30 protein-coding genes are annotated in these 25,525 nt (G+C 45.3%); all 30 read right to left on the reverse strand.

The genetic code is table 11. The features are described 5' to 3' along the window. Positions 1–87 precede the first annotated feature (87 nt). The 30 genes from DESDI_RS12660 to mtnA all read right to left on the reverse strand — a co-directional run bounded on the left by DESDI_RS12660 (position 88) and on the right by mtnA (position 25,523). The gene (locus DESDI_RS12660; protein ID WP_015263012.1) at positions 88–1,020 is read right to left on the reverse strand and encodes a LysR family transcriptional regulator; all 933 of its coding nucleotides are present in this window, start codon (positions 1,018–1,020) and stop codon (positions 88–90) included. 13 nt (positions 1,021–1,033) lie between these two features. Further along, the gene (locus tag DESDI_RS12665) at positions 1,034–1,957 is read right to left on the reverse strand and encodes a LysR family transcriptional regulator (RefSeq protein ID WP_015263013.1); all 924 of its coding nucleotides are present in this window, start codon (positions 1,955–1,957) and stop codon (positions 1,034–1,036) included. Positions 1,958–1,982: 25 nt separating this feature from the next. Further along, positions 1,983–3,788 carry an ATP-binding protein gene (locus tag DESDI_RS12670; protein WP_015263014.1) on the reverse strand — a complete coding sequence of 602 codons (1,806 nt, stop codon included), beginning with the start codon at positions 3,786–3,788 and terminating at the stop codon, positions 1,983–1,985. 31 nt (positions 3,789–3,819) lie between these two features. Beyond that, complete coding sequence (locus DESDI_RS12675; RefSeq protein WP_015263015.1) at positions 3,820–4,512, reverse strand: response regulator transcription factor; 693 nt, start codon at positions 4,510–4,512, stop codon at positions 3,820–3,822. Between the two features lie 77 nt (positions 4,513–4,589). Further along, positions 4,590–4,955, reverse strand: a complete 366-nt coding sequence (locus tag DESDI_RS12680) for a YraN family protein (protein WP_015263016.1) — start codon at positions 4,953–4,955, stop codon at positions 4,590–4,592. Positions 4,956–5,153: 198 nt separating this feature from the next. Continuing rightward, positions 5,154–6,617, reverse strand: coding sequence for an NADH-quinone oxidoreductase subunit N (locus DESDI_RS12685; RefSeq protein ID WP_015263017.1), 1,464 nt, complete (start codon positions 6,615–6,617; stop codon positions 5,154–5,156). Then, on the reverse strand, positions 6,617–8,176 hold the full coding sequence (locus tag DESDI_RS12690) for a complex I subunit 4 family protein (protein WP_015263018.1): 1,560 nt from the start codon (positions 8,174–8,176) through the stop codon (positions 6,617–6,619). The genes DESDI_RS12685 and DESDI_RS12690 overlap by 1 nt, the downstream gene beginning before the upstream one ends. Next, on the reverse strand, positions 8,176–10,134 hold the full coding sequence (gene nuoL, locus DESDI_RS12695) for an NADH-quinone oxidoreductase subunit L (RefSeq protein ID WP_015263019.1): 1,959 nt from the start codon (positions 10,132–10,134) through the stop codon (positions 8,176–8,178). Before nuoL ends, DESDI_RS12690 begins: the two co-directional genes overlap by 1 nt. A 19-nt stretch (positions 10,135–10,153) precedes the next feature. After that, positions 10,154–10,486: an NADH-quinone oxidoreductase subunit NuoK gene (nuoK, locus tag DESDI_RS12700; RefSeq protein ID WP_015263020.1), complete on the reverse strand. Its 333-nt coding sequence runs from the start codon at positions 10,484–10,486 to the stop codon at positions 10,154–10,156. Further along, positions 10,483–10,995, reverse strand: a complete 513-nt coding sequence (locus tag DESDI_RS12705; RefSeq protein ID WP_015263021.1) for an NADH-quinone oxidoreductase subunit J family protein — start codon at positions 10,993–10,995, stop codon at positions 10,483–10,485. Before DESDI_RS12705 ends, nuoK begins: the two co-directional genes overlap by 4 nt. Next, positions 10,992–11,399, reverse strand: coding sequence for a NuoI/complex I 23 kDa subunit family protein (locus tag DESDI_RS12710; RefSeq protein ID WP_015263022.1), 408 nt, complete (start codon positions 11,397–11,399; stop codon positions 10,992–10,994). The genes DESDI_RS12705 and DESDI_RS12710 overlap by 4 nt, the downstream gene beginning before the upstream one ends. 4 nt (positions 11,400–11,403) lie before the next feature. Continuing rightward, positions 11,404–12,462, reverse strand: a complete 1,059-nt coding sequence (nuoH, locus tag DESDI_RS12715) for an NADH-quinone oxidoreductase subunit NuoH (protein ID WP_015263023.1) — start codon at positions 12,460–12,462, stop codon at positions 11,404–11,406. A gap of 24 nt (positions 12,463–12,486) precedes the next feature. Then, positions 12,487–13,599, reverse strand: a complete 1,113-nt coding sequence (locus DESDI_RS12720; RefSeq protein ID WP_015263024.1) for an NADH-quinone oxidoreductase subunit D — start codon at positions 13,597–13,599, stop codon at positions 12,487–12,489. Positions 13,600–13,611: 12 nt separating this feature from the next. Then, positions 13,612–14,103, reverse strand: coding sequence for an NADH-quinone oxidoreductase subunit C (locus DESDI_RS12725; protein WP_015263025.1), 492 nt, complete (start codon positions 14,101–14,103; stop codon positions 13,612–13,614). Further along, the gene (locus DESDI_RS12730) at positions 14,093–14,614 is read right to left on the reverse strand and encodes an NADH-quinone oxidoreductase subunit B (RefSeq protein ID WP_015263026.1); all 522 of its coding nucleotides are present in this window, start codon (positions 14,612–14,614) and stop codon (positions 14,093–14,095) included. Before DESDI_RS12730 ends, DESDI_RS12725 begins: the two co-directional genes overlap by 11 nt. After that, a complete protein-coding gene (locus tag DESDI_RS12735) occupies positions 14,605–14,961 on the reverse strand; it encodes an NADH-quinone oxidoreductase subunit A (protein ID WP_015263027.1) in 357 nt (118 codons plus the stop codon). The genes DESDI_RS12730 and DESDI_RS12735 overlap by 10 nt, the downstream gene beginning before the upstream one ends. Positions 14,962–15,086: 125 nt before the next feature. Further along, positions 15,087–15,866, reverse strand: coding sequence for a ribonuclease HII (locus DESDI_RS12740; RefSeq protein WP_015263028.1), 780 nt, complete (start codon positions 15,864–15,866; stop codon positions 15,087–15,089). Beyond that, a complete protein-coding gene (ylqF, locus tag DESDI_RS12745; protein ID WP_015263029.1) occupies positions 15,811–16,722 on the reverse strand; it encodes a ribosome biogenesis GTPase YlqF in 912 nt (303 codons plus the stop codon). The genes DESDI_RS12740 and ylqF overlap by 56 nt, the downstream gene beginning before the upstream one ends. A gap of 29 nt (positions 16,723–16,751) precedes the next feature. Next, on the reverse strand, positions 16,752–17,261 hold the full coding sequence (lepB, locus tag DESDI_RS12750) for a signal peptidase I (protein WP_015263030.1): 510 nt from the start codon (positions 17,259–17,261) through the stop codon (positions 16,752–16,754). A 206-nt stretch (positions 17,262–17,467) separates the two neighbouring features. After that, positions 17,468–17,809: a 50S ribosomal protein L19 gene (rplS, locus tag DESDI_RS12755; protein WP_015263031.1), complete on the reverse strand. Its 342-nt coding sequence runs from the start codon at positions 17,807–17,809 to the stop codon at positions 17,468–17,470. A gap of 176 nt (positions 17,810–17,985) precedes the next feature. After that, complete coding sequence (locus DESDI_RS12760; RefSeq protein ID WP_015263032.1) at positions 17,986–18,543, reverse strand: RNA methyltransferase; 558 nt, start codon at positions 18,541–18,543, stop codon at positions 17,986–17,988. An 11-nt stretch (positions 18,544–18,554) separates the two neighbouring features. Beyond that, entirely contained in the window at positions 18,555–19,373 is an 819-nt protein-coding gene (gene trmD, locus DESDI_RS12765) for a tRNA (guanosine(37)-N1)-methyltransferase TrmD (protein ID WP_015263033.1), read from the reverse strand. 1 nt (position 19,374) lies between these two features. Then, positions 19,375–19,881 carry a ribosome maturation factor RimM gene (rimM, locus tag DESDI_RS12770; protein ID WP_015263034.1) on the reverse strand — a complete coding sequence of 169 codons (507 nt, stop codon included), beginning with the start codon at positions 19,879–19,881 and terminating at the stop codon, positions 19,375–19,377. Positions 19,882–19,940: 59 nt separating this feature from the next. Further along, positions 19,941–20,171, reverse strand: a complete 231-nt coding sequence (locus DESDI_RS12775; RefSeq protein WP_015263035.1) for a KH domain-containing protein — start codon at positions 20,169–20,171, stop codon at positions 19,941–19,943. Positions 20,172–20,193: 22 nt separating this feature from the next. Beyond that, the gene (rpsP, locus tag DESDI_RS12780; protein ID WP_015263036.1) at positions 20,194–20,460 is read right to left on the reverse strand and encodes a 30S ribosomal protein S16; all 267 of its coding nucleotides are present in this window, start codon (positions 20,458–20,460) and stop codon (positions 20,194–20,196) included. Positions 20,461–20,518: 58 nt separating this feature from the next. Then, positions 20,519–21,880, reverse strand: coding sequence for a signal recognition particle protein (gene ffh / locus DESDI_RS12785; RefSeq protein WP_015263037.1), 1,362 nt, complete (start codon positions 21,878–21,880; stop codon positions 20,519–20,521). A 32-nt stretch (positions 21,881–21,912) separates the two neighbouring features. Continuing rightward, positions 21,913–22,281, reverse strand: a complete 369-nt coding sequence (gene ylxM / locus DESDI_RS12790; RefSeq protein ID WP_015263038.1) for a YlxM family DNA-binding protein — start codon at positions 22,279–22,281, stop codon at positions 21,913–21,915. Between the two features lie 217 nt (positions 22,282–22,498). After that, positions 22,499–23,794 (reverse strand): amidohydrolase, encoded by a 1,296-nt coding sequence (locus DESDI_RS12795; RefSeq protein ID WP_015263039.1) that lies wholly within the window; start codon positions 23,792–23,794, stop codon positions 22,499–22,501. 59 nt (positions 23,795–23,853) lie between these two features. Then, positions 23,854–24,486: a class II aldolase/adducin family protein gene (locus tag DESDI_RS12800; RefSeq protein ID WP_015263040.1), complete on the reverse strand. Its 633-nt coding sequence runs from the start codon at positions 24,484–24,486 to the stop codon at positions 23,854–23,856. Next, positions 24,486–25,523, reverse strand: a complete 1,038-nt coding sequence (gene mtnA / locus DESDI_RS12805; RefSeq protein WP_015263041.1) for an S-methyl-5-thioribose-1-phosphate isomerase — start codon at positions 25,521–25,523, stop codon at positions 24,486–24,488. Before mtnA ends, DESDI_RS12800 begins: the two co-directional genes overlap by 1 nt. Between the last annotated feature and the right edge of the window lie 2 nt (positions 25,524–25,525).

Consider the following 25,525-nt stretch of genomic DNA (forward strand, 5'->3'; position numbering starts at 1 on the left):
ACAGGTTTTGGTATGCTGGACATGTGAAAAAATATATATGCACTAATTGTAGTGCATATATATTTTTTCGTCTATATTTTAGCTTCCTTATTGAATCTGTTTTTTAACCATATTATCCTGAATCAATTCTTTGACTAGGGTAAGTAACTCCCTTTCCATAAATGATAAGGATTCGTAGTGAGTGTATAAGATAAAAATATCCCACTGTTCACTGAACTCTTGTATCGGTATGGCTTTAATCATCCCTCTGTTCATATAGAGGTCATTAATGGATAAAATCTCGGGAAAAATTGAGAATCCAAAGTCATCGCTGATGAGTTTTTTAAGCAATTCAATATCTTCAACAATAATTGGTTTATCAAGATGATACTTTAAGGTTTTGGAAGTCTGGACATAGTTTTCTTTATAGGAAACCATCTTCATGGACTTGAGATCGGAGGAGCTGAGCCATTCTCTATCGGACAGAGGGTTCTTACTGCTTAAAAAAACCAACAATCTAGTCTGACCTCCGAAAACAATCTCATATTCAATATCCAAATCTTTTAACTGTTTGAGCAAATTGTCTTTACCCTCTGGATCGCAGGTTATTACCCCGATGGAATAAGCACCTTTATCCATGTTCTCCACGATTTCATAATAAGGTGCCTCATGAATATGCAGGCAAAATTTTGGATAAAGAGTATGGAATTTCATAAGCAAATCAGGGACTATAGCATTGGCAAGGGCTCCAGGAACTGCCATTTGAAGATTATGGATTGGGACGTTTTTTTCGTCCATGATTCCTTTGATCTTTTCGCTCAAGCTTAAGATGTATTTTGCCAATTCCAGCACAGCTTTCCCCTGTTCTGACGGGACAACGCCAGTGCTGCTGCGTTCAAAGATCTTTAAGCCCAGCTCTTCTTCCAGTCGACTAACAGATACACTTAAAGAAGGTTGACTAAGGAAAAGAGCATTCGCAGCCTTAGACATCGATCTAAATTCATCAATTTTTATGATCTGTTCAAGCTGTTCAATACGCATAAGGGCTTCTCCTTTAATTACAGTTGTCGACAATTGTATCGATAAGTATCTTCTTAAGTTGTTTTGCAGAATGGGACAAGGATTCAGTTTTCGAATAGATAAGGTACATCTCCATTTTAATTTGATCGGTTATCTTTTCAAGGGCACAATATTTGAGTAACCCTTGCTCGAAAAATTGATCATTATAAAAAAAGCAACGTGGAAAGACAGCAACAGCCTGATTCTTAGCAATGATTGCCTTCATGACTTCACGATTAGAAACAATCAACAATTCACTCTTAGTGGTATCAATTCCGCAGTGTCTTAGTGAATTACGATACCTGCCGCGATAATCCACGATAGTCATTCCTTCTAATTCTGCCAAGCTAATGGTCTCCTTAGCTGCTAAAGGGTGATTCGAACCAATAATCAAGCACATATCATCCTGCATTATTTTTTCATAGGCTATGTCCATTTCATCAAGTAGCTTGCGCATTGTCTCATCATAATTACTGGTCCAAACTGTGACCCCCATCAAACATGCCCCTGTGGATACCTTGTCGACTAAGCCAATCCCTATGTCCTCTGTAAGCACAAGATTAACATTAGGGTATTTTTCATGAAATCGCGAAATTAGAAGCCCGGCAAAAGAATTGAATACACCCGGGGCAAGAATCAGACTGAAATTTCCGGTAAGATTGGCTTCACCACCTGCCAGAGACTTAAGTACTTCAATACTATTAGTGATTTCTCGGGCCATGCTAATGACTTCTTGCCCTAGGCAAGTTGGAATTAAGCCCGCTCGATTGCGCCGAAATATTTTGTAGCCCAGCTCATCTTCGAGATTTTTCACAGAATGGCTAAGCTGAGGCTGACCCATAAAGAATGTTTTCGCCGCTTCAGAGATAGACTTCTTATTATTAATCTCGATAATATGCTGTAGCTGCTCAATACGCACAATACTACCTCCATTACAAATCATTTTACTTAGGGAGGATAACTTTAAAGATGGTTCCGTTACCGACTTCACTTTCAACCTTAATCTCGCCATCATGGGCTTCAACGATGAGTCCCACAATGGATAATCCTAAGCCCATGCCGCCCTCTTTACGCGATCGTGATTTATCTACCCTATAAAATCGCTCAAAAATGTGCGGCAGAGCCGAAATAGGAATACCTTCGCCCTCATCTTCGACGCTGAACTGAATCCAATCAGAACATTCCTTAATCTTAATCTGCACCCTTTTGCCAGCAGGGGTATGACGGAAAGCATTCTCAATCAGATTAATGAATACTTGTAGCAACCGGTCTCGATTAGCAAAGATGGCTCCTGAGCCGTTCTCAATCTCTAAGTGGATACCTAAATCATCCGCTCGTCCTTGGAATCGATAGCGTAGCTCTTGAAGAAAGTTAGCCAAATCAATCTCTTTCTTATCAAAGTTTCTCCAGTTGTCAAAACGATCCAGTTCCTGAAGCTCCATGACCAGCTTGGCTAAACGCTTTGCCTCCTCCAGCACCAAATCGATATGCTCCGGCTGCTCTTCCTTGGGGATGACCTCATCTTGAATAGCCTCTAAGTATCCTTGGATGAGATGAAGGGGAGTTCTTAATTCGTGGGTGACACTGGCCATGAAATCACGCCGTTCCTTTTCAGCGCGTAAGGATGCAGTAACATCTCGTAGCACTGCCACATAGCCTTGCATACCATCTTCAGATTGAGTGGTGGCCATGCCCACCTGAAGAACTTGGGTTCCTAAGTTGAAATGCATTTTTTGCTCTAAGTCGATGTTATCCATAAACTCACGTAAAAATACCATCAGTTGCACTTTTCGTGCCGATGACTCTTCTTCTTGACCTGTCCCCTGCCAAATGGCCTTCGCTGGTTCATTACAATAGAGAATTCCACCTTCAGCATCCAGCATAATTACCCCGTCGCTAATCCCTTCCACAATCCCCAGCAAGAGGTTTCTCTCCTCTGAAAGCCAGGTCATATGATTTTTCAGGCTTTCGCCCATGGAATTTAAAGCATTGGCGAGTTCACCCAACTCATCACGACTTCGGACTCCACTAATCGGTTGGAAGTCACCGTTAGCCATTTGACTCGCTCCTTTTTGCATGAGGGCTAAGGGACGCGTAAATTGCCGTGCAAAAATCAAGCTGACAAGGGTCGCTAAAACAACTGCCCCTAGTGAAACATAGAGGGTCATCCGGCGAAAAGCATCAATACTTGCTTGAACCGGGGCCGGCGAGGTTCCCAATACCACAATTGCTTCGCTGGGATCACCGATGGGGGCAGCAGCAATCAGCATAGCTTGGCCCGTCTGATTCCGAGGAATGGCCTTGATGGTAATAACTTCTCCGCTCAAAACTTCGGCAATATCGGATTGGGTTAAAAAATCAGAAGGATATAAAGAACGAATCAACCAGCTCATTTCACCTGAGGCATCACCCCAACCAATACGGTCATTCGTCCCAAAACTCGCTCCGACATTCTCCCCTTTGATTGCAATAATTTCACTATAGCGGTCAATGACAACCATCTGTGTATCTGAGGATAAGCGGATTTCATCGATAGCAAATAAGCGTTGTGCCCAATTGGGCTGCTCCTCAAGATAATGGGATATCTCCTTGACTTCGTCACCTAAAGTATCTAAAGTTTGCTGGAAATAAAAATCACCGAATAGCAAAGTAATGGTTACCCCTAGACCGCCTAATACTACGAGAATCAATGCGGTAATGGCAGCCCATAATTTCATACTGATGCTACGTGGACGAAGGTTAAACTTCAACTTTTCTCCTCTTTCCGAGTTCATTATTCACCTATCCATTAATTGCTTCGGGGTCAAATTTATAACCTACACCCCACACTGTGGCAAGCATGCTTCTTATCTTAGGATCGGCTAGTTTTTCACGGATTTTCTTAACATGGGTATCCACCGTTCGAGCATCACCGTAGAAATCATATCCCCATACTGTCTCCATAAGCTGTTCTCTGGAAAATACGCGGCTGGGATTTTTGGCTAGAAAGTAAAGTAGTTCAAATTCCCGAGGAGTAAACGTGATTTGTTCTTCATCGACGGATACACGATGCTTATCTTTCTCAATCTTCAAAGGTCCATAGGCTAAATCAGAAGAATTTGCTGTTAAATTCCCTCCGGAACGCCTCAAAAGGGCTTTAACTCGCGCTACAAGCTCTTTAGTACTAAAGGGCTTGACCAGGTAATCATCTGCGCCTAATTCAAATCCCAAAACCCGGTCAAACTCTTCCCCACGTGCTGTCAACATAATGATGGGGATATCGGATTTCTCCCGAACATCTCGGCATACTTTCCAACCGTCGACTTCGGGCATCATGAGATCAATAATGAGCAAGGCATACTCCTTTTTTTGAATTTTCTCTAGAGCCTCTCGGCCGTTGTCAGCCTCATCAACGCTATATCCTTCTCTTTCGAGGTACATACGCACTAAATGGCGAATACGATCTTCGTCATCGATTACTAATATCGGATTCATAGTTGTCCTCCTCTATAAATAGTCCTCTATATGCATTTTATCATACCTCAATAGTCTTACAAATACGATAATTATCCTTAAATGCCGCGGATCCACAATATTTCCGCAGGATTGTCCAGTTGATCCGGTATGCGTATGGCGATTAGGTCAAAGCGCAGGGGAGGCCAGCCTTTATAGTTGTGGAATTTTATAAAATGGATTCCAATGCGATTCAATCTGGCCCGTTTCTGCGGAGTGATACTCTCTTCACCCCAGCCACGTTTGCCGGTGGAGCGTGTCCGAACCTCAATAAAAATGATGGTCTCCCCTTCACGGGCGATGATATCCATTTCTCCCAAAGGACAACGATAGTTTCGATCAAGAATAGTAAGTCCGGCTTGCTTAATATGATTAACAGCAAGTTGTTCGCCAAGCATCCCTAGGTTCCTTCTCTGCTCACTCACCTGCGACTCCTCTTTTCTTTGTCTATCTTACCCCACTTTGCCTCTTACATGTTGTCCTGCCTTCTTTCATCTGTTTAGCTTACCTTCTATAAGCTCGCCTCCATTCCCTTCCTGTCCTGCAGTTCTTGAAGATCTGACAGCAAAAAAAGAGCCTCAGCAAATGCTGAGGCTCCTGCAAACTATCCCACTTATAAGAATCTATTTTACCAAACTTGCTGCCGCCGTAATAGCCATTTGAGCAAGCGGTGTAGGATAGATTCCCAAAATGACGGTTACAATCATGGACAACAACATGCCAAACTTAGCGGCACCATGTACAGGTGCCTCCGGCAATCCTTCACCGTCTCCCAAATACATGACCTTAACGACGGACAAGTAGTAGTAGACTGAGATCATACTCATCACAAAACCAATCACTGCTATCCAAACAAAACCTTGATTGACCACTGCCGAGAAGAGATAGAATTTAGCGACAAACCCAGCAAGTGGCGGAATACCAGCCAAGGAAAGGAAAGATATAGTGAGCACAGCCGCTGCGAGAGGCGAGCGTCTGGCAAGACCGCTGTAGTCTTTAATCTCAGTGCTGCCCTGACTTTGAGCCACATGGGTAATAACTGCAAAGGCACCCAAGTTGGCGACGACATAAATCATCAGGTAGAAGAGCACGCCCTTGATACCATCCACAAAGACTGAGACCGCCGGAATGGCAACGGCAATGATACCGACCATGATGTAACCCGCTTGAGCAATCCCCGAATACGCCATCAAGCGTTGGATATTCTTTTGAGGGAAAGCCATCAAGTTACCGATAATCATAGTCAAAGCAGCCAAAATAAGGAGTAGAACCAGCCCAGTTTCAGCGAAGGATTGACCATACATCATCAAGAGGTAGAATCTCACCAAGGCTGCGAAAGCGGCTGCTTTGGAAGCTGTTGCTAAGAAGGCAGTTACCGGGGAAGGAGCTCCTTCGTAAATATCCGGTGCCCACATATGGAAAGGAACTAAACTAATCTTAAAGCCGAATCCAGCGAGCAGCATCACGGTTGCAAGAATTGTCACCGCGTTGACATCTGTTCCTAGAGCCATAGCCACTGCAAACATCTGCGTGGATCCTGTCAATCCATAGATGAGGCTGATGCCGTAGAGAAGCACTGCCGAGGAAGTAGCTCCCAAGACTAAATACTTAATTCCTGCCTCAGAGGATTTTGGATCATTGGGATGATAAGCTACAAGAATATAGAAGGTGATGGTCATGAGCTCCAAGCCCACATACATCGTGATTAGATCCCCTGCTCCAGACATAAGCATCATGCCCAAAGTAGCAATCAGCAGTAAGGGATAAAACTCTCCGCGATACGCTTGAAATTTGGCAACATAGGATTTTGTTGAAAGTACAACAAGCAGAGCCGCCACTAAGAAGAGAATCTTGAAGAAACCTGCAAATTGATCATGCATATACATTCCGTTGAGGAATGCTGCATTCCCCCCATAGAAGAAATCATAGAGGGCATAAGCAAGGGTCCCCAATATGGCAAATATCGTGAGAGGAAACATGCCTTTTCTTGAACCACGTGGGAGGATGAGCCCTACTGCAAATAAGCCAAGGCTAAGGACTGCCATAATGATTTCTGTTGTGAGTAAAGATAATTCAAAAGTCACCATTAGAACAACCCTCCAATCTTCGCCTGAGTCACGACTTCAAGCACCTTGGCTAATCCTGAGGAATGGACCCCGGTGTCGATCAGTTGCAGTACGGTGTTCGGGAATACACCCGTTATGATAATGACAAAGACCAAGATGACCAACGGAACTAACTCGGGACCGTGGAGGTCTTTCAAATGATCCCATTCCTTACGACGTGGTCCAAATAGGACATTGGCAATAAGGCGAAGGGAATAAACTGCAGTGATGATAATCCCGGCAACCCCGACAATCGCATGGACCGGTAAAGTCTTAACTGTACCAATGAAAATGGTAAACTCTCCAATAAAGTTCACAGTTCCTGGCAAGCCAAGACCAGCCATACCTGCAATCAAGAACCCAACAGCCAGACGTGGCATCTGATGGGCCAGTCCGCCGAGTTCAACAACATTGCGGGTATGGGTCTTCTCATAGATAAAGCCAATCATGGAGAAGAAGAGGGCTGACATGACACCGTGGGCAAACATCATGGCTACTGCACCAGTAACACTGGTGACGTTCAAAGCCGCAATGGCGATCAGGACATATCCCATGTGACTGACGGATGAGTATCCGACAACATACTTGAGGTCTTTTTGTGCTAATGCAATGAACGCGGCATAAAGAACGTTAACAAGAGCTAAAACCGCAATCACTGGCGCCCAGAACTTGGCTCCGATAGGGAAGCACAACAGTCCTAGACGAATTAAGCCGTAGCCCCCGATTTTCTTCAAGACCCCAGCGTGGATCATACTGACTGCTGTAGGAGCGCCAGCATAACCGTCGGGAGACCAAGAGTGGAAGGGGAACATGGAGATCAATGATCCAAAACCAAAGGTTAAGAGACCAAAGATGATAATCTGGAAGGTCTCATCATACTGGAGCCTTGCCAGTTGATCAAACATGAAGGTTGGTCCTTGACCCATAGCCGCAAACTGATTCGTAGCATTAACCCAAATAGAAACCATCGCTACGAGCAAGAAGGCAGATCCAATCAAAAGGTAAATGGTCAATTTCATACCCGCATATTCTTTGGACACTCGTTTCGTACTTCCCCAGATGATAACCATGATGTAGATAGGGATAACCACGATTTCATAGAAAAGGAAGAAGATAAACAAGTCGCGAGCAATAAAGGTTCCCATAACCCCAGCAACCAATATTAAAAGTAGAACGAAAAATTCTTTGACACGATTGTCAATATTCCAAGAGGAATACACTGCTGTAAACGCGATTAAGTTCGTGAGTAGGAGCATAGGAATACTGATACCGTCAACTCCGAACGCTAGGTTAACACCGATATCAGGAATGAGCGGAATCGTTAGATTAAATTGCATACCTGCCAAGGAGCGGTCGTATGCAAAGAATACATAGAGCGAAAGCAACAAGGAAGTGAGAGTACCTAATGCTGCCACTAATTTAATCGTTTTCCCTTCTTCCTTAGGAAGGAAGACAATTACGAGTGCTGCTAGAATGGGTGCTAACAGTGCCAATGGCAGAATCAAAGAGCCCACTTCGGGCTGAAGTGCCAATGTCGACATTACTTAACACCTCCTAGCATAGCTGCGGGATTAAGCGTCGAAAGCTGTCCTTCTCCTAGAGCAAAGACAATATAGATGACGACGACCGCAAAGAAGAAGACTAAGGCATAAGTTTGTAGCTGTCCTGTTGTGGTCTTGCGAAGTACACGACCAGAACCGCGAGTGAGGAATGCCAACCCATTGACAATGCCATCAATAATATACAGGTCAAACCAGTAAAGAACTTTAGCAACGATACCATCCATAACCTTATGGATGAACCAGAGGTAGATTTCGTCGATATAATACTTATTCTTGAGGAGTTTATAGACTCCAGGAAAACGTGCTACTACATTCTCAGCTTTGATAGCTCGGGTCACGTAAGTGATATAAGCTAAGCCGATACCAAGAACTCCGACAAGGATAGATATAGAAGCTATCGCCCAATCGATCCCTTCATGGTGGAATTCACCATAATGGACAAAGTAACCAAAATTGTGCTCAGGTAAAGCAACCCATCCGCCGACGATGCTGAAGAAAGCTAAAATGATCAGCGGTAAAGTCATTACCCAAGGAGATTCGTGGGGATGATTCTCCGGCTTTTCCTTGCCCATGAAGGCCACGAAGAAAAGACGGCTCATATAGAAGGCTGTCAAAAATGCGGTAAACAAGCCCACAGCAAAAATCACGGGATGACCATTATGCAGCGCTGCGGCCAAAATCTCGTCTTTAGAGAAGAATCCAGCAAAAGGTGGAATACCTGAGATCGCTAATACACCGATGAAGAAGGTGGTACCGGTAATCGGCATCTTCTTCCAAAGTCCACCCATATCCCAGATGTTTTGCTTCTCATGAAGGGCATGAATCACAGAACCTGCTCCTAAGAACATCAAAGCCTTGAAGAAGGCATGAGTCATTAAGTGGAACATAGAAGCTGTTAAAGAGCCAACCCCCAGAGCGAACATCATATAACCTAATTGGCTTAAGGTTGAATAAGCCAAAATACGTTTGATGTCATCCTGAGCAATGGCTATCGTCGCGGCAAAGATCGCCGTAAAGGCTCCCATGCCTGCCACTAGCTGCAGGGCAAAAGGTGATGCGTTATCAAACAGGAAGAACATCCGAGCAACCAAGTACACACCGGCGACGACCATGGTAGCAGCGTGGATCAAGGCACTGACGGGTGTAGGACCTTCCATGGCATCCGGTAACCAGACGTGTAAAGGAAACTGACCGGATTTCCCAATCGGTCCAATGAAGACTAAGACTGCCATGACAGTAAGATAGCTTACTCCGCCAATCAAGGCAAAATCATGGAAGCTCGTGGCCATTTGAACGGATAAGGAACCAGGACCATAGAAATCTAAAGTACCAAATTGGTTGTAAAGGAACAGGATTCCTAAGAGTAAACCAAAGTCTCCCACCCGGGTGGTAATAAAGGCCTTCTTCGCAGCTTCGCGAGCAGACACCTTAAAGAACCAGAAGCCGATGAGTAGATAAGAACATAGTCCTACCAATTCCCAGAAAATAAACAGTTGTAACAAATTTGTTGCTAAGACCATGCCCAGCATGGAAGCCGCAAATAAGGATTGGAATGCATAATAACGTGAAAACCCAGGGTCTCCATGCATGTAACCGATCGAATAGATCTGAACCATAGATGCTACCAAAGTAACAACAAAAAGCATCATCGCACTCATTGGATCAATGAGTGTGCCAAAGTCGATTTGAAGACCAGCAATGCTGATCCAATTCGCAGTGTTCAGCACAGGGTTTTCAATGACTTGCGAACCGGACTGAATTACACCAATACCGATACCAATGGCCAATCCCAACGAAGTAAGAATCGCCAATATTGAAATGGTGGAGGACAGTCTTTTGGATCGCTTCGTGACAAAGACGATGAGCAGAAACGACAGAAAGGGCAAAAACGGGATTAACCATGCCCATTGAAAAAGATCATTCATTTCCTTGAACACCTACCTCTCCATTGACTCTCTACCACTTCAACCAATTGAACTCATCCACATTTGTGGTGCGGCGATTACGGTAAATGGCAATAACTAATGCCAAGCCCACGGCAATTTCAGCTGCCGCTACAACAATCACGAAGATTGCAGCAACCTGTCCAATCAGTGGATTTGTCCCAGGATCAGCCCAGGGGGCAAACCGGCTAAAAGCCACAAAATTAATATTGACTGCATTAAGCATTAATTCAATAGACATAAGAATAGCAATGATATTCCGTTTCACGAAAACTCCGTAGAGTCCTAGGCAAAAAAGCATCGCTCCAACTAATAAATAGGATCCAAGCCCAACGCTTATACTCATCTGCTTTCATGCCCTCCTTTCGCGATAATCACTGCCCCGATGAGAGCAAGTGTCAGCAGGATGGCTGCTGCTTCAAAGGGTACCATATACCATGTCAAAAGCAGTTTGGAGAGCTCAACCGTCGTCCCTCCGGCAAGAGCTGGCATGGCCAGAATACGCCAATCACTGTGAGTCAAAATCACCAAAGCTAATAGAATAAACACAAGGGAGCCGACCAAAGCACCGGAAGCCCACTTTTTGGTCACCGGACTACTATCAGCAACATCTCCCCTTAAGGTTAACATCACTGCAAAAATCACCATAATCGAAATAGCACCTGCATAAACAAGTAATTGAACTGCTGCAAGATACTCAGCGTTTAACAAAATATACAGGACGGCTACTCCCGCAAAGGAAAGTGCCAAGAAAAAGGCACTGTGTACAATGTTTTTCGAGGTGACAACTCCCCAAGCCGAAGCCACGGCGATTATGGCGAAAATGAAGAACACAACGGTCGCCATAGTACTCATTCGTTGCCCTCCTTCCGATTGCGTTTGGAACGCTCGATCATATCCCAATCCAAATCCTCAGGATAGAAGACCGAATTCTCAAACTCCTGGGTCACAGTAAGTGCATTTGTCGGACATGCTTCTGTGCATAAGCCGCAGAATAAACACCGTCCAACATCCATGTGGTAAGTTTGAAGAACTTTTTTATTGTTCTCATTCTTTTCACTGGTTAAGGTAATAACTTCGTTTGGACAGGCCATAGCACATAAGGAACAAGAAATGCATTTCTCCGGTTCCAGTCCCATGGAGCTTCTAACCGTCTTAGGAAGATTCGGCATAACCTCTGGATAGAACTCTGTGATGTTTGGCCCGAGCATCTTTTTGATGGTGATGCCCATACCTTTAAATAACCCTTTACCTAACACTCTGTCACCCTCCAATCACGAGTTGATAGATATAAATCCCCAAACCCGTCAACAAAATGTTGAGAAGCGCGAGCGGTAACAAGACCTTCCAGGCAAAATGCATCAAGTGGTCGATCCGAATCCGTGGAAATGTCCAACGCACCCACATAGAAACAAAAATCAAAAGACCTACTTTAAGCCAGAACCAAGCCCAGCCTGGTAAGATCGCTGGCCCTTGCCAACCCCCTAAGAAGACTGTTGTTGCTAAGGCACACATAGCAACTAGGTTTGCGTATTCACCGAGGTAGAATAATCCCCAACGCAGACCTGTATATTCGGTAAAGGGTCCGGCGATAATTTCCTGGTCAGCTTCGACAAGGTCGAACGGCGCTCTGTTGACTTCCGCTTGTCCGCAAATCAAAAAGATAATAAATCCTATGGGTTGTAAGAAAATAAACGGAATTGTAGCTTGAGCCTCGACGATTTTCGTTAAGTTGAACGTCTGGGTCAGCATGACAACACCCAAAAGTGAGAAAATCAAGGGAATTTCATAACTGATCATTTGCGCAACTGCACGCATACCTCCAACTAAAGAATACTTATTATTGGAACTCCAACCAGCCATCAAGAAAGCCAAGGTAGCAACTGAAGTAATCCCCAGATAGTAGAATATCCCCAGTTCTAAGTCGATAGCTGCCATTCCATAGCCCATAGGTATAATGGCTAGAGTTAAGATTGGAATACCAAAAACAAACATGGGGGCAATTTTATACATTACTTTATCAGCATTCGCTGGTGTAATATCCTCTTTCCCCAAAAGTTTCAGAGCATCAGCTATGGTCTGAAACCATCCGCGAGGACCCAAACGATTTGGACCAGGGCGTTGCGAAGCCCATCCGGCAACTTTTCTCTCTAAGATAACGAGAAAAAGTGCTGCCACTACGATGACCACGATAACTAAAATCATGCCGATTAAAGTCATAGTGAGGTCGGCCCAGATGGAGTGAGGATCTGCGAACAAACCGCGGATCATATCCGCAATATTGAGTGGCAATTGATTTAACGATTGAATAAAAGCGTCCATCTTATTCTCCCCTCGTTGAGAGTTTTACTTATCCACTTCACCAAGCACTGCATCCAACGACGCAAAGCTACAGATCAAATCTTGAATATAGGTTCCAACACTTATTTCCTCTAAACACTGAAGATTAACAAAGGCACCCGCCCGAATCTTCACCCGTTCAGGCTTCGGTGTTCCATTGCTAACAATATAGAAACCGAGTTCACCCTTGGGATTTTCCACCCGGTGATATACTTCCCCAACAGGAGGTTTGATGATTTTGGGCACTTTCGCCATAGTCGGACCTTCAGGGATATCCCGCATAGCTTGACGAATAATTTTGAGGCTCTCGTTCATCTCCAAGAAACGAATCATGTTTCGGTCGAATGAATCGCAGCCATAAAGTACCGGGACTTCAAAATCAAAACGATCATAGATTCCATAAGGTTCTGCCTTACGCACATCGTATTGTACTCCTGACGCACGAAGGGCTGGGCCGGTAATGCAAAGATTCTCTGCCTTTTCCTTAGAAAGAATTCCGACATTCTTCAATCTGCCTTGGGTGATTTCATTGCCAAGATAGATATTATAATATTCTTCAATTTTTTCCGGCATATCATCCAAGAATGATTCTAAGGCAGCCCAAAATTCTGGCGTTGGATCAAAGTTCATACCACCGATCCGCATTGCGTTGACAGTTAGTCGGCTACCTGATGTCATCTCAAATAAATCAAGGATTCTCTCCCGATCACGGAAGGGATATCCCCAGGCGGTCCAGCCCGCGATATCTAAGGCCCCACTGGCTACAAACACTTGGTGGCTGGCAATTCGTGCTAGCTCAGCAAAAATGATACGTAAATATTCTGCTCTTTCGGGAATCTCAATTCCCATTAACTTTTCTACAGCCTGAACATAAGCCAAATTATTGTGGGGTGAAGCCAGATAATCTAAACGGTCGGTATACGGAATGAACTGGGTGTACGTCCGACTTTCAGCGATTTTCTCTAACCCACGATGGAGATAGCCAATCTTTGGTTCAATTGCAGTTACTGTTTCCCCCTGTAAATGAACGATCATCCGAAATACACCGTGCATACTCGGATGCTGGGGGCCCATGTTTAAAAGAAGTTCTTCTGTTCCTTCTTGGTATAAATCTGACATGGTTTTACCCCCTTACTCATCATCTCTGCGTACACGCATAGTATTACGAACTTCCACAGGCTCTGTAACATAATCCTTACGTAATGGGAATCCTTCAAAATCATCCCACATATAAATCCGTTTCAGATTCGGGTGACCTGTGAATTGGATACCAAACATATCATAAGCTTCTCGCTCCATGAAATTGGCACCTGCCCAGATTCGGGTCACGGAGTCAATCACCGGTTTCTCGCGATCGACAATTGCCTTAACGCGCAGCTTTTGGGGCCCACGAAGGCTTGTCATCTGATAAACAACTTCGAAATGGGTAAGTTTATCCACTCCAGCGATGTCGTGGAGAAAGTCACATGGTACTTCCGCAAAGCTCTTCACTGCGGTTAGAGTTTCCGTGATGTAAGCGCTCTGTACAGTAAGTACTAAAGTATCAATCATCTCTTCCACTTTGCCATTGACACGCGCCGCTAACTCATCCACGCGTTTTCTTAATACTTCATTATTTCCCATGTTTCAATAACCTCACCTTGTCTGGGTGGTTCACTTTATATTGAAGTTGAAGCAACCCATATACTAAGGACTCCGGCCGCGGAGGACAACCCGGAATATAGACATCGACAGGGACAATTTTGTCTACACCTGTCAACATGGAATAGGAATCCGCAAAGGGACCACCTGCGCTGGCACAGCTCCCCATAGCAATAACCCATTTAGGTTCAGCCATTTGGTCATAAATCATCCGTAATAGGGGGGCCATTTTGCGAGTACATGTTCCAGCGACAACCATAACATCGGCATGACGCGGTGAAGCCCGGAAGACTTCATACCCAAAGCGAGAGATGTCAACACGCGGACCACCTGCCGCCATCATTTCGATGGCACAGCATGCTAAACCGAAGGTTACAGGCCAAAAGGAATGTCCACGACCCCAATTCAATATCTTATCAATACTAGTTAGTAGAACATTCTTTTCCATGAGCGCTTCGGCTTCGCGGAGTTCTTTCTCTTTTGCTACATCCACTCTAATGCACCTTCTTTCCAAGCATACCAGAATCCAACTAAGAGAATGATGATGAAGACAAACATTTCAATAAAAGCGAAGGTTCCAAGTTGTCGGAACGATAACGCCCAAGGAAACAGGAAAACAGTTTCTACGTCAAATGCCGTAAAAACAAGGGCATAAAGAAAATAATTGCTTTTGAACCCTAACCAGGTACGTCCAATCGTTTTGTTACCACCTTCATACGGTGTTAACTTCTCGGGAACTGGTTTTTTTGGAGCTAAGAGCTTGGGCATCAACATCATAATCATGTTAATGGCAATTGCCACCACAAGTGCTATCCCAACAGCAGCAAAGTTATCTGACATCTCCTTACCCCCCTTCATAATAAAAATATTTTATTCCCATAAACCAAACTCATTGTGCCATATTTGTTCAGGAATAGTCAACAATTATGTACGCTTTATCTCCTAAATGTAAATTATAAGTTTATTCAAACAATATTCAGCTGATTTTTAACAGGAGCAAAGGTTCGGCGATGGATTGGGCATACTCCATAGCGACATAGAGCGGTAAGATGTTCGCGTGTACCATAGCCTTTATTTTTCCTAAATCCATAGGCTGGATAGAGCGTATCCAGCTCATTCATCAGATGATCTCGTGAGACTTTAGCAAGTATGGAAGCTGCCGCAATACTTGCGCTGAGTGCGTCTCCATCGATGATTCCTTTTTGGGGGATTTTGAGGGGTATTTCCAAGGCATCGATGAGCAAAAAATGGGGGCGAATCTTTAAATTCTCAACTGCTCGTTTCATAGCCAATTTAGTGGCCTGGAGAATATTCAGAGCATCAATCTCAGCGGATTCGGCACTGCCCACCGCATAGCCTAAGGCTTGCTCCTTAATCTCTTGAAACAGTCTTTCCCGCTTACTCTCTGACAACTTCTTCGAATCATTAAGTCCCGGCAAATTGAATTTTGCCGGCAGGATACAGGCGGCTGCCACCACCGGTCCCGCTAGAGGACCTCGTCCCGCTTCATCCATCCCAGCGATGTGGAGATACCCAGCTTGCCATAATTGCTTTTCTTCTACTAACAAATGCTGGATCCGTGCAGCCTCAGCTTTTCGGGCTTCACAGTCCTTTTGATAGCGGTTCATCAGCTGTCGAACTCCCTGACGCGAGTCTTGTGCACACGCCTTAAGAAATTCACCCGAGGGTTCAGTTTTGAGCATCTCGCTCAATTCCCGAATGCTCATTTGTGATATCGCTTTCAAAACTATTATCCTCTTCTTTCCTACTCTTCTCTTCTATACGATCCAAGGTAAACCTTCCTAAGGAGCCCGCCCGAAATTCTCTAATAAAGATCTGAGCCGCCTTAAAAATGTCCACTTGACCTCCTTTCACAAGACAGCCCCTTTTACGTCCAATTCCTTCCAGATCTAAGTCTTGGACATTTTCTGTATAGCGTTGCAATGAATCAGGATAGCTTTGCTTCAACCAAGCTAATAGCCAAATCGATAATTCTTCCAGATTCAGTACTTCATCGCGAATTGCTCCTGCTGCTCCCAGCTTGATACCCACTTCAGTATCTTCAAACTTAGGCCAAAGTAAACCCGGAGTATCCATCAGCTCCACTTTGTCATGAATGCGAATCCATTGGTTTCCTCGGGTTACACCAGGTTTGTTACCTGTTTTAGCTTTTGCACTACCAATCAAATTATTCACTAAAGACGACTTTCCGCAATTGGGTATACCGACAACCATGACACGAATGGCACGGGCCCGGATTCCTTTGGCTGCCCATTTCTCAATCTTATCCGCCATAAGACGCTCTAGGGTAGGTACGATTTTGCCAACCCCAGCTCCGGTCGCCGCACTAACAGCTAAAACAGGACTCACCTTGCGCAGCTCCTTAATCCAGAGTTCTGTCTGGATAGGATCAGCCAAGTCTGATTTGTTTAAGATGACGATTTTGGGTTTATCACCTAACATCTCTTGTAGAAGAGGGTTTCTACTACTTTCTGGCAAACGAGCATCGCCTAACTCGATGACCACATCGACCCAACGGAGTTGATCCAACAACAGCCGCTTTGCTTTCGTCATATGACCTGGAAACCATTGAATACTCAAGGAAACACCTTCTTAATCCTCAACTATCGCTACCAAAAGAACTTTATTCTTTGGAGCGGATTATAAACCAACCATGCTTTTCCTATGATATAGCTTTGGGGTAAAACTCCCCATTCGCGAGAGTCACCGCTTTCCCGGCGATTATCACCTAAAACAAAAATGTTCTCAGCCGGAATAGTCTCTGGTTCAAAGGGTGAATAATCTCCCTGCTTCAGATAAGGCTCTTGAACAAGGGCCCCATTGACGTAGACTTGATTTCCTTTGAGTTCCACACTCTCGCCTTCTACTGCGATTACTCGTTTGACAAAAGTACGACTGGTATCCTTTGGATAAGCAAAGACCACAATATCTCCCCGCGCCGGGGCTCCGCTTTGATAGGCTAAGCGATTGACGAGAATCCTATCGCCATTAACCAGTGTAGGTTCCATGGAATTTGAAGAAATCGCATAAGGTTGTAGCACAAATAAACGCAAAAGCGCAGCAATTACCACAACTGCTGCCAGAAACCAGATTACCCACCCGAATCTTGTCTTATGCATCACTGTATTTTCTCCTCTCCGTTTCAAATTCTTCACTAGTATGAGCAGAAATTTTGAGGAGCATACAGTGTATCGATTGTCTAAAAGCATCTAAAAATATCCATCCATAGTAGTCAACGCTATTCGCCAATTTTGTTCAGTAAAAGCAAATAGTTGTATAAAAATGAATAACAAAAAGAGCCGGATTGCTCCGGCCCATCTCATTGCTAGCGATGGTCGCGAATCCGCGCAGCTTTACCTGAAAGTTCACGTAGGTAGTAGAGTTTAGCACGGCGCACAACACCACGACGTACAACCTCAATATGGTCGATTCGAGGAGAATGGAGTGGGAATGTCCGTTCAACTCCTACACCATAAGTCACCCGACGAACAGTGAAAGTCCGGCGCAAACCGCCGCCTTTCGTCTTGATGACAACTCCTTCAAAAGCCTGGATACGTTCCCGAGTACCCTCGACAACTTTTACATGTACGCGTACAGTATCTCCAGGACGGAAGGCAGGAAGATCTTTTTTCATCTGTTCTTCTTCAATCATGCGAATAAAATCCATTATTGATTCCCCCCTTCCTTGCATAGATGTTCATACACTGAGCTTGCCATAAAAAACAAGCTTTTCAAAGTGAGAGGACCATCCGTTTTACCGTGATATCATATCATAATTAAAGTTTGGACGCAACTTTAAATTTTTTAAAATAATAAAGCAGCTGTTTGCAGAAAACAATGTGACTAATGTCCTCTTAAGCGATCTAAAATAATCGCTGCTGCCGAACGAACCGAAAGATGATTCCATTCTCCCGGACCATAAATCGGCTCCAAAATGATATCACAGCTTGCCATGACGTCTTTGTGCAGCCCCCATCCTGTTCCGAAGAGCAAAAGCAATGGCTCCTCACCCTCTTCGATTTTAGCGCGAACCGCCGCATAATCTAAGGTATTGGGATACCTTCGGGCATCCGTGGCAATCCTCAGGGGCTTAAGCCCTTGCTCTTGATAAATTTCTTCCTCAACCTCAGCAAGCTCACTAAGTAACTTGACCCGGGAGAAGGCTTCCTGGCGATTGGGATTGTATTCCGCACCAAAACCCTCCTGCCAGTAACCCATAATTCGCTGGGCTAATGCTTGTTGGGCTTGTGCAGGATGAACGATATAGTAACGCTTAACCCCGTAGGTAGTCGAACTCCGAGCGATATCGTGAATATCCAAGTTCGTAATCGAGGTTGCGATCGTTTCCATGTTCTTATTGTATACAGGTGCATGAATTAAAGCGATATATAAGTCGCCCATGATTTTACCTCCTAATCGTTCAACGGAGCCTGAGGTTTTATTCTCGACCTTTTCGGCTTTGGCTTAAGGTGTTGCCAGCGGAATCGTTCCGCTGCGAGGTTAGGAATTTCTTGGCACAATTCCTCGAGAAGAGTGTAGTCACTCCCTTGGAACTCGGTATGTAGGAATAAATCGGGACGCTTTAAAAAAGTACGTCTTAAAGATTCCTTGCGTCGCCACCCCTCAATATGACGATGATGTCCAGACAAAAGAACCTCCGGAACCGCTAATCCGTTAAAAACCGGTGGGCGAGTATACTGAGGGTACTCCAAAAGCCCTTCACTGTGACTATCTTCCTCTGCAGATGCTTTTTCTCCCAACACTCCAGGCAATAAACGGGCCACAGAATCGATCATCACCATGGCCGCCAGCTCTCCACCTGTAAGGACAAAGTCTCCTAAGGATACCTCTTCATCAGCAAGGCCGCGAATACGCTCATCAAATCCTTCATAGTGCCCGCAAATAAAGACCAGCTCATCAAGTTTACTCCATTCTTTAGCCTTCCGTTGCTGAAAGACTTCACCCTGAGGAGTAAGCAAAATAACCCGCCTCTGTCCCCGGGGGGAAGGCAAATCCTGTATCGCAGCGTAGATAGGTTCAGGCTTGAGGACCATTCCTGCTCCGCCACCATATGGCACATCATCCACATTCTTATGCTTACTGAGAGCATAATCGCGAAAATTAATCAGCTTAACACCCATTAGGTTGGCCGCCTGGGCACGCTTCAGGATACTCTCCTGTAAGGGTGCAAACATTTCTGGAAAAAGGGTCAGAATAGTAAACTGCATCATTTTACTCTTCTCCATCCAGCAGTCCAAGGGGTAGCTCCACTTCCATCCGTCGGCCGGGTACATCAACACGCTTCACCACAGTCTTCAGAGCCGGCACGCAGACTTCCCTCTCATTTCCCTTCACAAGGTAAACATCATTGGCGCCCGTCTCAATCACTCGAGTCAAAGTCCCCAATAAAGTCTCACCCTCATATACCTGCATACCCTCAAGTTCAAAGTAATACCAGCCTTCTTCAAGAGGCGGTACCTCCGAGCGATCCACCTTAATTGCCCAGCCCCGTAATTTATCGGCCTCGTCCCTAGAATTTACTCCTTCTAAAGTCAGGTATATCTCAGATTCTTGAACCTTAGCATTCAGCACCTTCAAACGGCGTTGCAGCTGATTCCGCACGAGTATGACTTCCTGAAGCTTTTTAAAGCGCTTGGGATTACCCGTAAGGGGATGCACCTTTATTTCGCCCTGCACACCGTGGGGCTTAATGACTTCACCGATTAGAACCTTGTCCATAAGATTATTGCTCCTTCTTTGAGCTGAACGTCAAAAAGGGCACAAGGCCCTTCTCAACATCACTGATCAATGTCAACATGCACTCTGCGCCCATCTTTGACCGCAGCAGCTTTAACTAACGTGCGAATTGCGTTAGCGATTCTACCCTGTTTACCAATGACTTTGCCCATATCCTCCGCCGCTACAGTGAGTTGCAGATGAACGGATCTCTCCGTTTCGGATTGAGCTACAAGTACTTGATCCGGGTGATCGACCAAAGCTTTTGCCAGCACTTCAACGAGTTCCTTCACAGGAACACCCCCAATAATCCAATTACTTCTTGGACTCATGGTACTTAGCCAAAACTCCAGCTTTGCGAAGCAAAGACTTCGCTGTATCTGAAGGTTGAGCACCAGTTGCTAACCATTTCAATGCTTTTTCCTCATCAATGTTCAAGACTGCTGGTTGTTTCGTAGGATCGTAGTAACCGATCTCTTCGATAAAACGACCATCGCGTGGCGAATCGGAATCCGCAACGATTAAGCGATAGAAGGGATTCTTCTTGGCACCTAAGCGGCGAAGACGAATTTTTGTTGCCATGTTTTTCACCTCCTCATCAGGATACTTTTATCCGCTAGCCGAATTTAATGTATCGTGATTATTTAAAGGGGAACGGCAAACCTAATTTCTTGCCTTTTTTACCCTTTTTACCTTTACCCATCATGCCCATACCCGGCGCACCCGCAAATTGCTTCATCATTTTTTGCATCTGCTCAAATTGTTTAAGCAACCGACCCACTTCTTGAACGCTGGTACCGCTTCCTTTGGCAATGCGGCGCTTTCTTGAATCTTTAATCAAGGCTGGCTTTCTGCGTTCCTCCTGGGTCATGGAATGAATGATCGCTTCCACATGGGACATATCTTTTTCATCGATCTGGGCATCTTTCAGTTGTTTCCCGGCACCGGGAATCATTTCGAGCAGCGAGCCTAAGGGCCCCATTTTTTTAATCTGCTGCATCTGATCGAGGAAATCATCGAGAGTGAATTCCTGCTTGCGAAGTTTTTGCTCCATCTCCCGAGCCTGCTTTTCATCGAAAGCTTCTTGAGCCTTTTCAATCAGGGTTAGGACATCGCCCATTCCCAAAATACGGGAGGCCATCCGGTCCGGAAAAAACGGCTCTATAGCGTCCAGCTTCTCCCCTATGCCGGCAAACTTAATGGGACAGCCGGTGACGGCTTTAACAGAGAGAGCAGCCCCACCTCGGGTATCGCCATCAAGCTTGGTCATAATGATTCCGTCAATCCCGAGATCACCATGGAAGCTTTCTGCCACATTCACTGCATCTTGCCCTGTCATGGCATCCACGACCAGCAGGATTTCATGAGGCTTAACAGCGGCTTTGATATCCTTGAGCTCCCCCATCAATTCTTCATTGATGTGCAGACGTCCTGCCGTATCAATAATGACCACATCTAAGCCTTGACTAAGAGCATGCTCTAGGCTGGCCAAAGCGATCTTTACCGGATTTTCCTGCCCTAATGAAAACACCGGGACCTTGATTTGGTCCCCTAAAACCTCGAGCTGCTTGATTGCCGCAGGACGATAGATATCACAGGCGACCAGGAGGGGATGCTTGCCCTGCTTTTTCAACATATTGGCGAGCTTAGCTCCATGAGTTGTTTTACCGGCCCCTTGCAAGCCCACCAACATAATGACCGTCGGTGGCTTTGAGGAAATATTTATTTTACTGGAAACGCCGCCCATTAAGGCAACCATTTCCTCGTTAACAATCTTAATCACCTGTTGCCCAGGAGAGAGGGATTCAAGAACCTCTTGACCGATCGAACGCTCCTTGACTTTAGCGACAAAATCCTTAACAACTTTAAAGTTCACATCAGCTTCCAATAAAGCCATGCGAACTTCGCGCATCGCTTCATTGACATCCGCTTCTGTGAGTTTGCCTTTGCTTTTTAAGCGTTTAAAGGTTTCTTGCAATTTTTCACTTAGACCTTGAAACATACAAGCCCTCACTTTCCGGACTCATTCTAAGACTAGGAAGCTTCAATATCCCGATAGATTTCATCAATCTTCTGCTTGATGGATTGATGACGTTCCCAGGCATTTCCGTTGGCAAAATCCTTTTCTTCGAATTCCTGCATCAATTGATGGACTTCGGATAACTTATTGTGCTCGACCACAAAACGGCGTACGAGTCCCAGCTTATCCTCATATCCATGTAAGATTTTTTCTGTTCTTTTAAGCAAATCGTAAACTGCTTGCCGACTGATATTCTCTGATTCAGCTATTTCTACTAAGGAGAAATCCTGCTCATAGTGGAGGTCCCATATCCTCCCTTGCTTAGAAGTCAACAGCGGCCCATAAAAATCTGCCAGCAATGCCATTTTTGCAAATCTTTCCACGGGAAAAACCCTCCCGTCAAGGATTTTTACTTTACTGTGCTATTCTAGGCTATCTTCAAGACCTTGTCAAGTAATTTTGCTTTCCTGTTGTTAAAATATATGCGAATTCTAAGTCTTGGAGCTAGCATTTTCTTAAGTTTTGTTTGGATATCTCATTTCAAGAATAATGCGATATATTATATGAAGGAAAATTTTAGTTTATAGAATTCAAAAAACCTTAAAAGCTTTCCGCAATCGCCTTTGCCCGCTTTTCGACCTCGTGGCACACGCGCTTAATATCGATGGTCTTTAATTGCCGCTCTTCCATCAATAGTTCCCCATCTACCATGACAGTCCGCACATCACCGGCATGGGCTACATACACCAAATGAGCTGGCACTGAGAATCTCGGATAAAAATGCGGCTGATCAAAATCAATCGATATCAGGTCAGCCTTATAGCCAGGAACAAGCATCCCTACATCTTTTAACCCTAAGCTGCGCGCCCCATCCACCGTTGCCATCTGCAACACTTCATAGGCCGGTAGAGTTGTGGCTCCCTTAGTAAGTTTCTGTTGCAAGGCAGCCGAACGCATTTCCCCGAACATATCTAAATTATTGTTGCTGGACGCTCCGTCAGTTCCCAGACCGACCAAGACTCCACGAGAGCGTAATTCAGGAACAGGAGCAGTACCGCTGTTCAATTTCATATTGCTTTCGGGGTTATGAGCTACACAGACCTTTCTTTGCGCCAAAATATCTCGATCTTCCTCGGTGAGATGCACACAATGGGCGGCAACCACATGCCCACCGAATAATCCAAGTTCATCCAGCCATTGCACCGGTGTCTTCCCATATTGCTCCTTGATCGTCCCGATCTCATCCTCGGTCTCAGCCACATGAATGTGTATCCCTACCCCAAGCCGGTCAGCTTCCTGCTTGACTCGTTGGAGGAACTCTCCCGAGCAGGTATAAGGTGCATGGGGCCCGAACATGATCTGAATTCTCCCCTTGCCAGCCCCATGATATTCCCGAACCAATTCAATGTTTTCAGCAAGGGCTTTTTCGCCGTTAGGTGCGTTCCCGATCAAACCGCGCGCCAGCACACCGCGGGTTCCGGCTTCCAAAACAGCTTTGGCTACATGGCTCATGGAGGCATACATGTCCAGCATAGTGGTGGTCCCTGATTGGATCATTTCCCCCAGAGCAAGTAAGGTCCCCCAATAAATATCTTCATCAGACAGCTTATCTTCAAAGGGCCAAATCTTCGTTTGCAACCAAGGCATCAACGGCAAGTCATCAGCATAACTTCTCAACATCGTCATCGCAGCATGAGTATGAGTATTGATTAACCCCGGCATGACCACATCATCAGGCAAGTCGATAATGCGCTCAGGAACAAAACTGTCCGGCGTCGATCCTTTCTCGCCTACGAAAAGAATTCGGTCATTTTCAATAGCGATTTCTCCCTCAGGATAAAAATCTTCGGGTCCAGTCATGGGTAGAACCATGGCTCGTATCAGTATCTTGGCCATATACTTCACTCCTTGCTTATAAAAGACCCCCAAGGAATTGGGGGTCTCATCGACTTACTTCACTGTCCATAGCTTTGTCGATAAGAACGGCACATCAATTGGATATCCTCTTGACTCAATAAGGCCGGTCCACCTAAGAGGCGAGACATTATATGGATTTGAGCACTTTTTTCTACTACTTGGCATACCTTTAAGGCTTCTTCTACAGAACAGCCCACCCCGACCAACCCATGGTTAGCCAGCAGCACAGCACTTCTCTCCTGCAGAGCATTCACCGCTCCTTGAGCTAATTCTAAGGTGCCGGGTAGACAGTATGGCGCCACTTCCACTTGACCACCCACAATCATCACCATATCCTCGACGATTCCGGGCAGAGGAGCTCGGGCGACCGCATGGGCTGTTGCATAGGGGGAATGAGTATGGACAATCCCCTTCACATCAGGACGTTGCTTATAAATTTCAGTGTGGAGCAGCAACTCTGAAGAAGGCTTGCGGCATCCCTCTAACACTACATTGCCGATGCTCAAAAGGACGAGATCCTCTTCCCCTAGGGTAAAGTAATCCATCCCACTGGGAGTAATCCAATACCCCTCCCGGGATGAGTCCCAAGCCGAAATGTTACCCCAAGTTCCGGCAACCATTCCGCTCTCAGCAATTTTACGACCCGCCGCGATGATATCCCTTTTCTCCATTAAGAGCGCACCATCATTTTTAAGAGATTCACAGAGTAAGGGGACGAAACAATTCCTTTTTCCGTAATAATCCCTGTAATCAATTTGGAGGGAGTCACATCAAAGGCCGGATTATACACGGGTACATCAGCCGGTGCTACCTGCACCCCAAACACTTCTCGCATTTCTTGAGGATTTCTTTCCTCGATGGGAATATCTTGTCCGCTGGGAACTTTCAAATCAATGGTCGAAGTGGGAGCTGCCACATAGAAAGGAATGCCATGGGCCTGAGCCAATACCGCCAAGGAATAAGTGCCGATCTTATTGGCAGTATCTCCGTTGGCAGCGATACGGTCAGCACCGACGATCACCAAATCAATTTTCCCTTGCTGCATTAAAAACCCAGCCATATTATCGGCGATCAAAGTCACCGGTATCTTATCGTTCATCAATTCCAAAGTCGTCAGACGAGCCCCCTGCAAAAAGGGTCGAGTCTCATCAGCATAAACATGAACCTTCTTACCTGTATCATGGGCAGCACGAATTACCCCAAGGGCAGTACCATACTCGACCGTAGCCAAGGATCCTGCATTGCAGTGGGTGAGAATATTGGCTTCTTCGGAAACGATGGGATTACCATGTTCACCGATCAAGCGATTGACGCGCCGATCATCCTCTGCTATAGTCTCTGCTTCATCGAGCAGAGCTTGACGAATTTTTGCCAGATCTGTTTCCCCATGTTGTTCCCGCAAGCGATCTTCCATACGGCGCAGCGCCCAAAAAAGATTTACAGCGGTAGGGCGAGTCTCTGCCAGACGGTTTTTCACCTGCTCCATATGATCATGTACGCCCTCAAATTCACCTGAGTATTGCAGAGCACCGAGAGCATAGCCATAAGCAGCGGCAGAACCGATTGCCGGTGCGCCCCGAACTGCCATCGTTTCAATGGCTTTAGCTACATCTTCATAGGTCGTAGCCAGCTGATAATTTATCTCAACGGGCAGGCGTGTCTGATCTAATATTCGTAGAGAATTCCCCATCCATTCTAGTGCTTTCACAT

Source organism: Desulfitobacterium dichloroeliminans LMG P-21439, assembly GCF_000243135.2.
Taxonomy (GTDB): domain Bacteria; phylum Bacillota; class Desulfitobacteriia; order Desulfitobacteriales; family Desulfitobacteriaceae; genus Desulfitobacterium; species Desulfitobacterium dichloroeliminans.

What these genes read in the sequence shown, in the direction of transcription:
- DESDI_RS12675 (WP_015263015.1), bottom strand. Translation starts at nt 4,512, where the DNA reads ATGAATCCGATATTAGTAATCGATGACGAAGATCGTATTCGCCATTTA.
- DESDI_RS12720 (WP_015263024.1), bottom strand. Translation starts at nt 13,599, where the DNA reads ATGTCAGATTTATACCAAGAAGGAACAGAAGAACTTCTTTTAAACATG.
- DESDI_RS12760 (WP_015263032.1), bottom strand. Translation starts at nt 18,543, where the DNA reads ATGGGCGACTTATATATCGCTTTAATTCATGCACCTGTATACAATAAG.
- ffh (WP_015263037.1), bottom strand. Translation starts at nt 21,880, where the DNA reads ATGTTTCAAGGTCTAAGTGAAAAATTGCAAGAAACCTTTAAACGCTTA.
- DESDI_RS12795 (WP_015263039.1), bottom strand. Translation starts at nt 23,794, where the DNA reads ATGGCCAAGATACTGATACGAGCCATGGTTCTACCCATGACTGGACCC.
- nuoH (WP_015263023.1), bottom strand. Translation starts at nt 12,462, where the DNA reads ATGGACGCTTTTATTCAATCGTTAAATCAATTGCCACTCAATATTGCG.
- lepB (WP_015263030.1), bottom strand. Translation starts at nt 17,261, where the DNA reads ATGCATAAGACAAGATTCGGGTGGGTAATCTGGTTTCTGGCAGCAGTT.
- DESDI_RS12800 (WP_015263040.1), bottom strand. Translation starts at nt 24,486, where the DNA reads ATGGAGAAAAGGGATATCATCGCGGCGGGTCGTAAAATTGCTGAGAGC.
- nuoK (WP_015263020.1), bottom strand. Translation starts at nt 10,486, where the DNA reads ATGAGTATAAGCGTTGGGCTTGGATCCTATTTATTAGTTGGAGCGATG.
- DESDI_RS12735 (WP_015263027.1), bottom strand. Translation starts at nt 14,961, where the DNA reads ATGTCAGATAACTTTGCTGCTGTTGGGATAGCACTTGTGGTGGCAATT.
- rimM (WP_015263034.1), bottom strand. Translation starts at nt 19,881, where the DNA reads ATGGACAAGGTTCTAATCGGTGAAGTCATTAAGCCCCACGGTGTGCAG.
- rpsP (WP_015263036.1), bottom strand. Translation starts at nt 20,460, where the DNA reads ATGGCAACAAAAATTCGTCTTCGCCGCTTAGGTGCCAAGAAGAATCCC.
- DESDI_RS12725 (WP_015263025.1), bottom strand. Translation starts at nt 14,103, where the DNA reads ATGGGAAATAATGAAGTATTAAGAAAACGCGTGGATGAGTTAGCGGCG.
- DESDI_RS12690 (WP_015263018.1), bottom strand. Translation starts at nt 8,176, where the DNA reads ATGTCGACATTGGCACTTCAGCCCGAAGTGGGCTCTTTGATTCTGCCA.
- trmD (WP_015263033.1), bottom strand. Translation starts at nt 19,373, where the DNA reads ATGATGCAGTTTACTATTCTGACCCTTTTTCCAGAAATGTTTGCACCC.
- rplS (WP_015263031.1), bottom strand. Translation starts at nt 17,809, where the DNA reads ATGGATTTTATTCGCATGATTGAAGAAGAACAGATGAAAAAAGATCTT.
- DESDI_RS12685 (WP_015263017.1), bottom strand. Translation starts at nt 6,617, where the DNA reads ATGGTGACTTTTGAATTATCTTTACTCACAACAGAAATCATTATGGCA.
- DESDI_RS12705 (WP_015263021.1), bottom strand. Translation starts at nt 10,995, where the DNA reads ATGAGTACTATGGCGACCGTTGTGTTCTTCATTTTCGCCATAATCGCC.
- DESDI_RS12660 (WP_015263012.1), bottom strand. Translation starts at nt 1,020, where the DNA reads ATGCGTATTGAACAGCTTGAACAGATCATAAAAATTGATGAATTTAGA.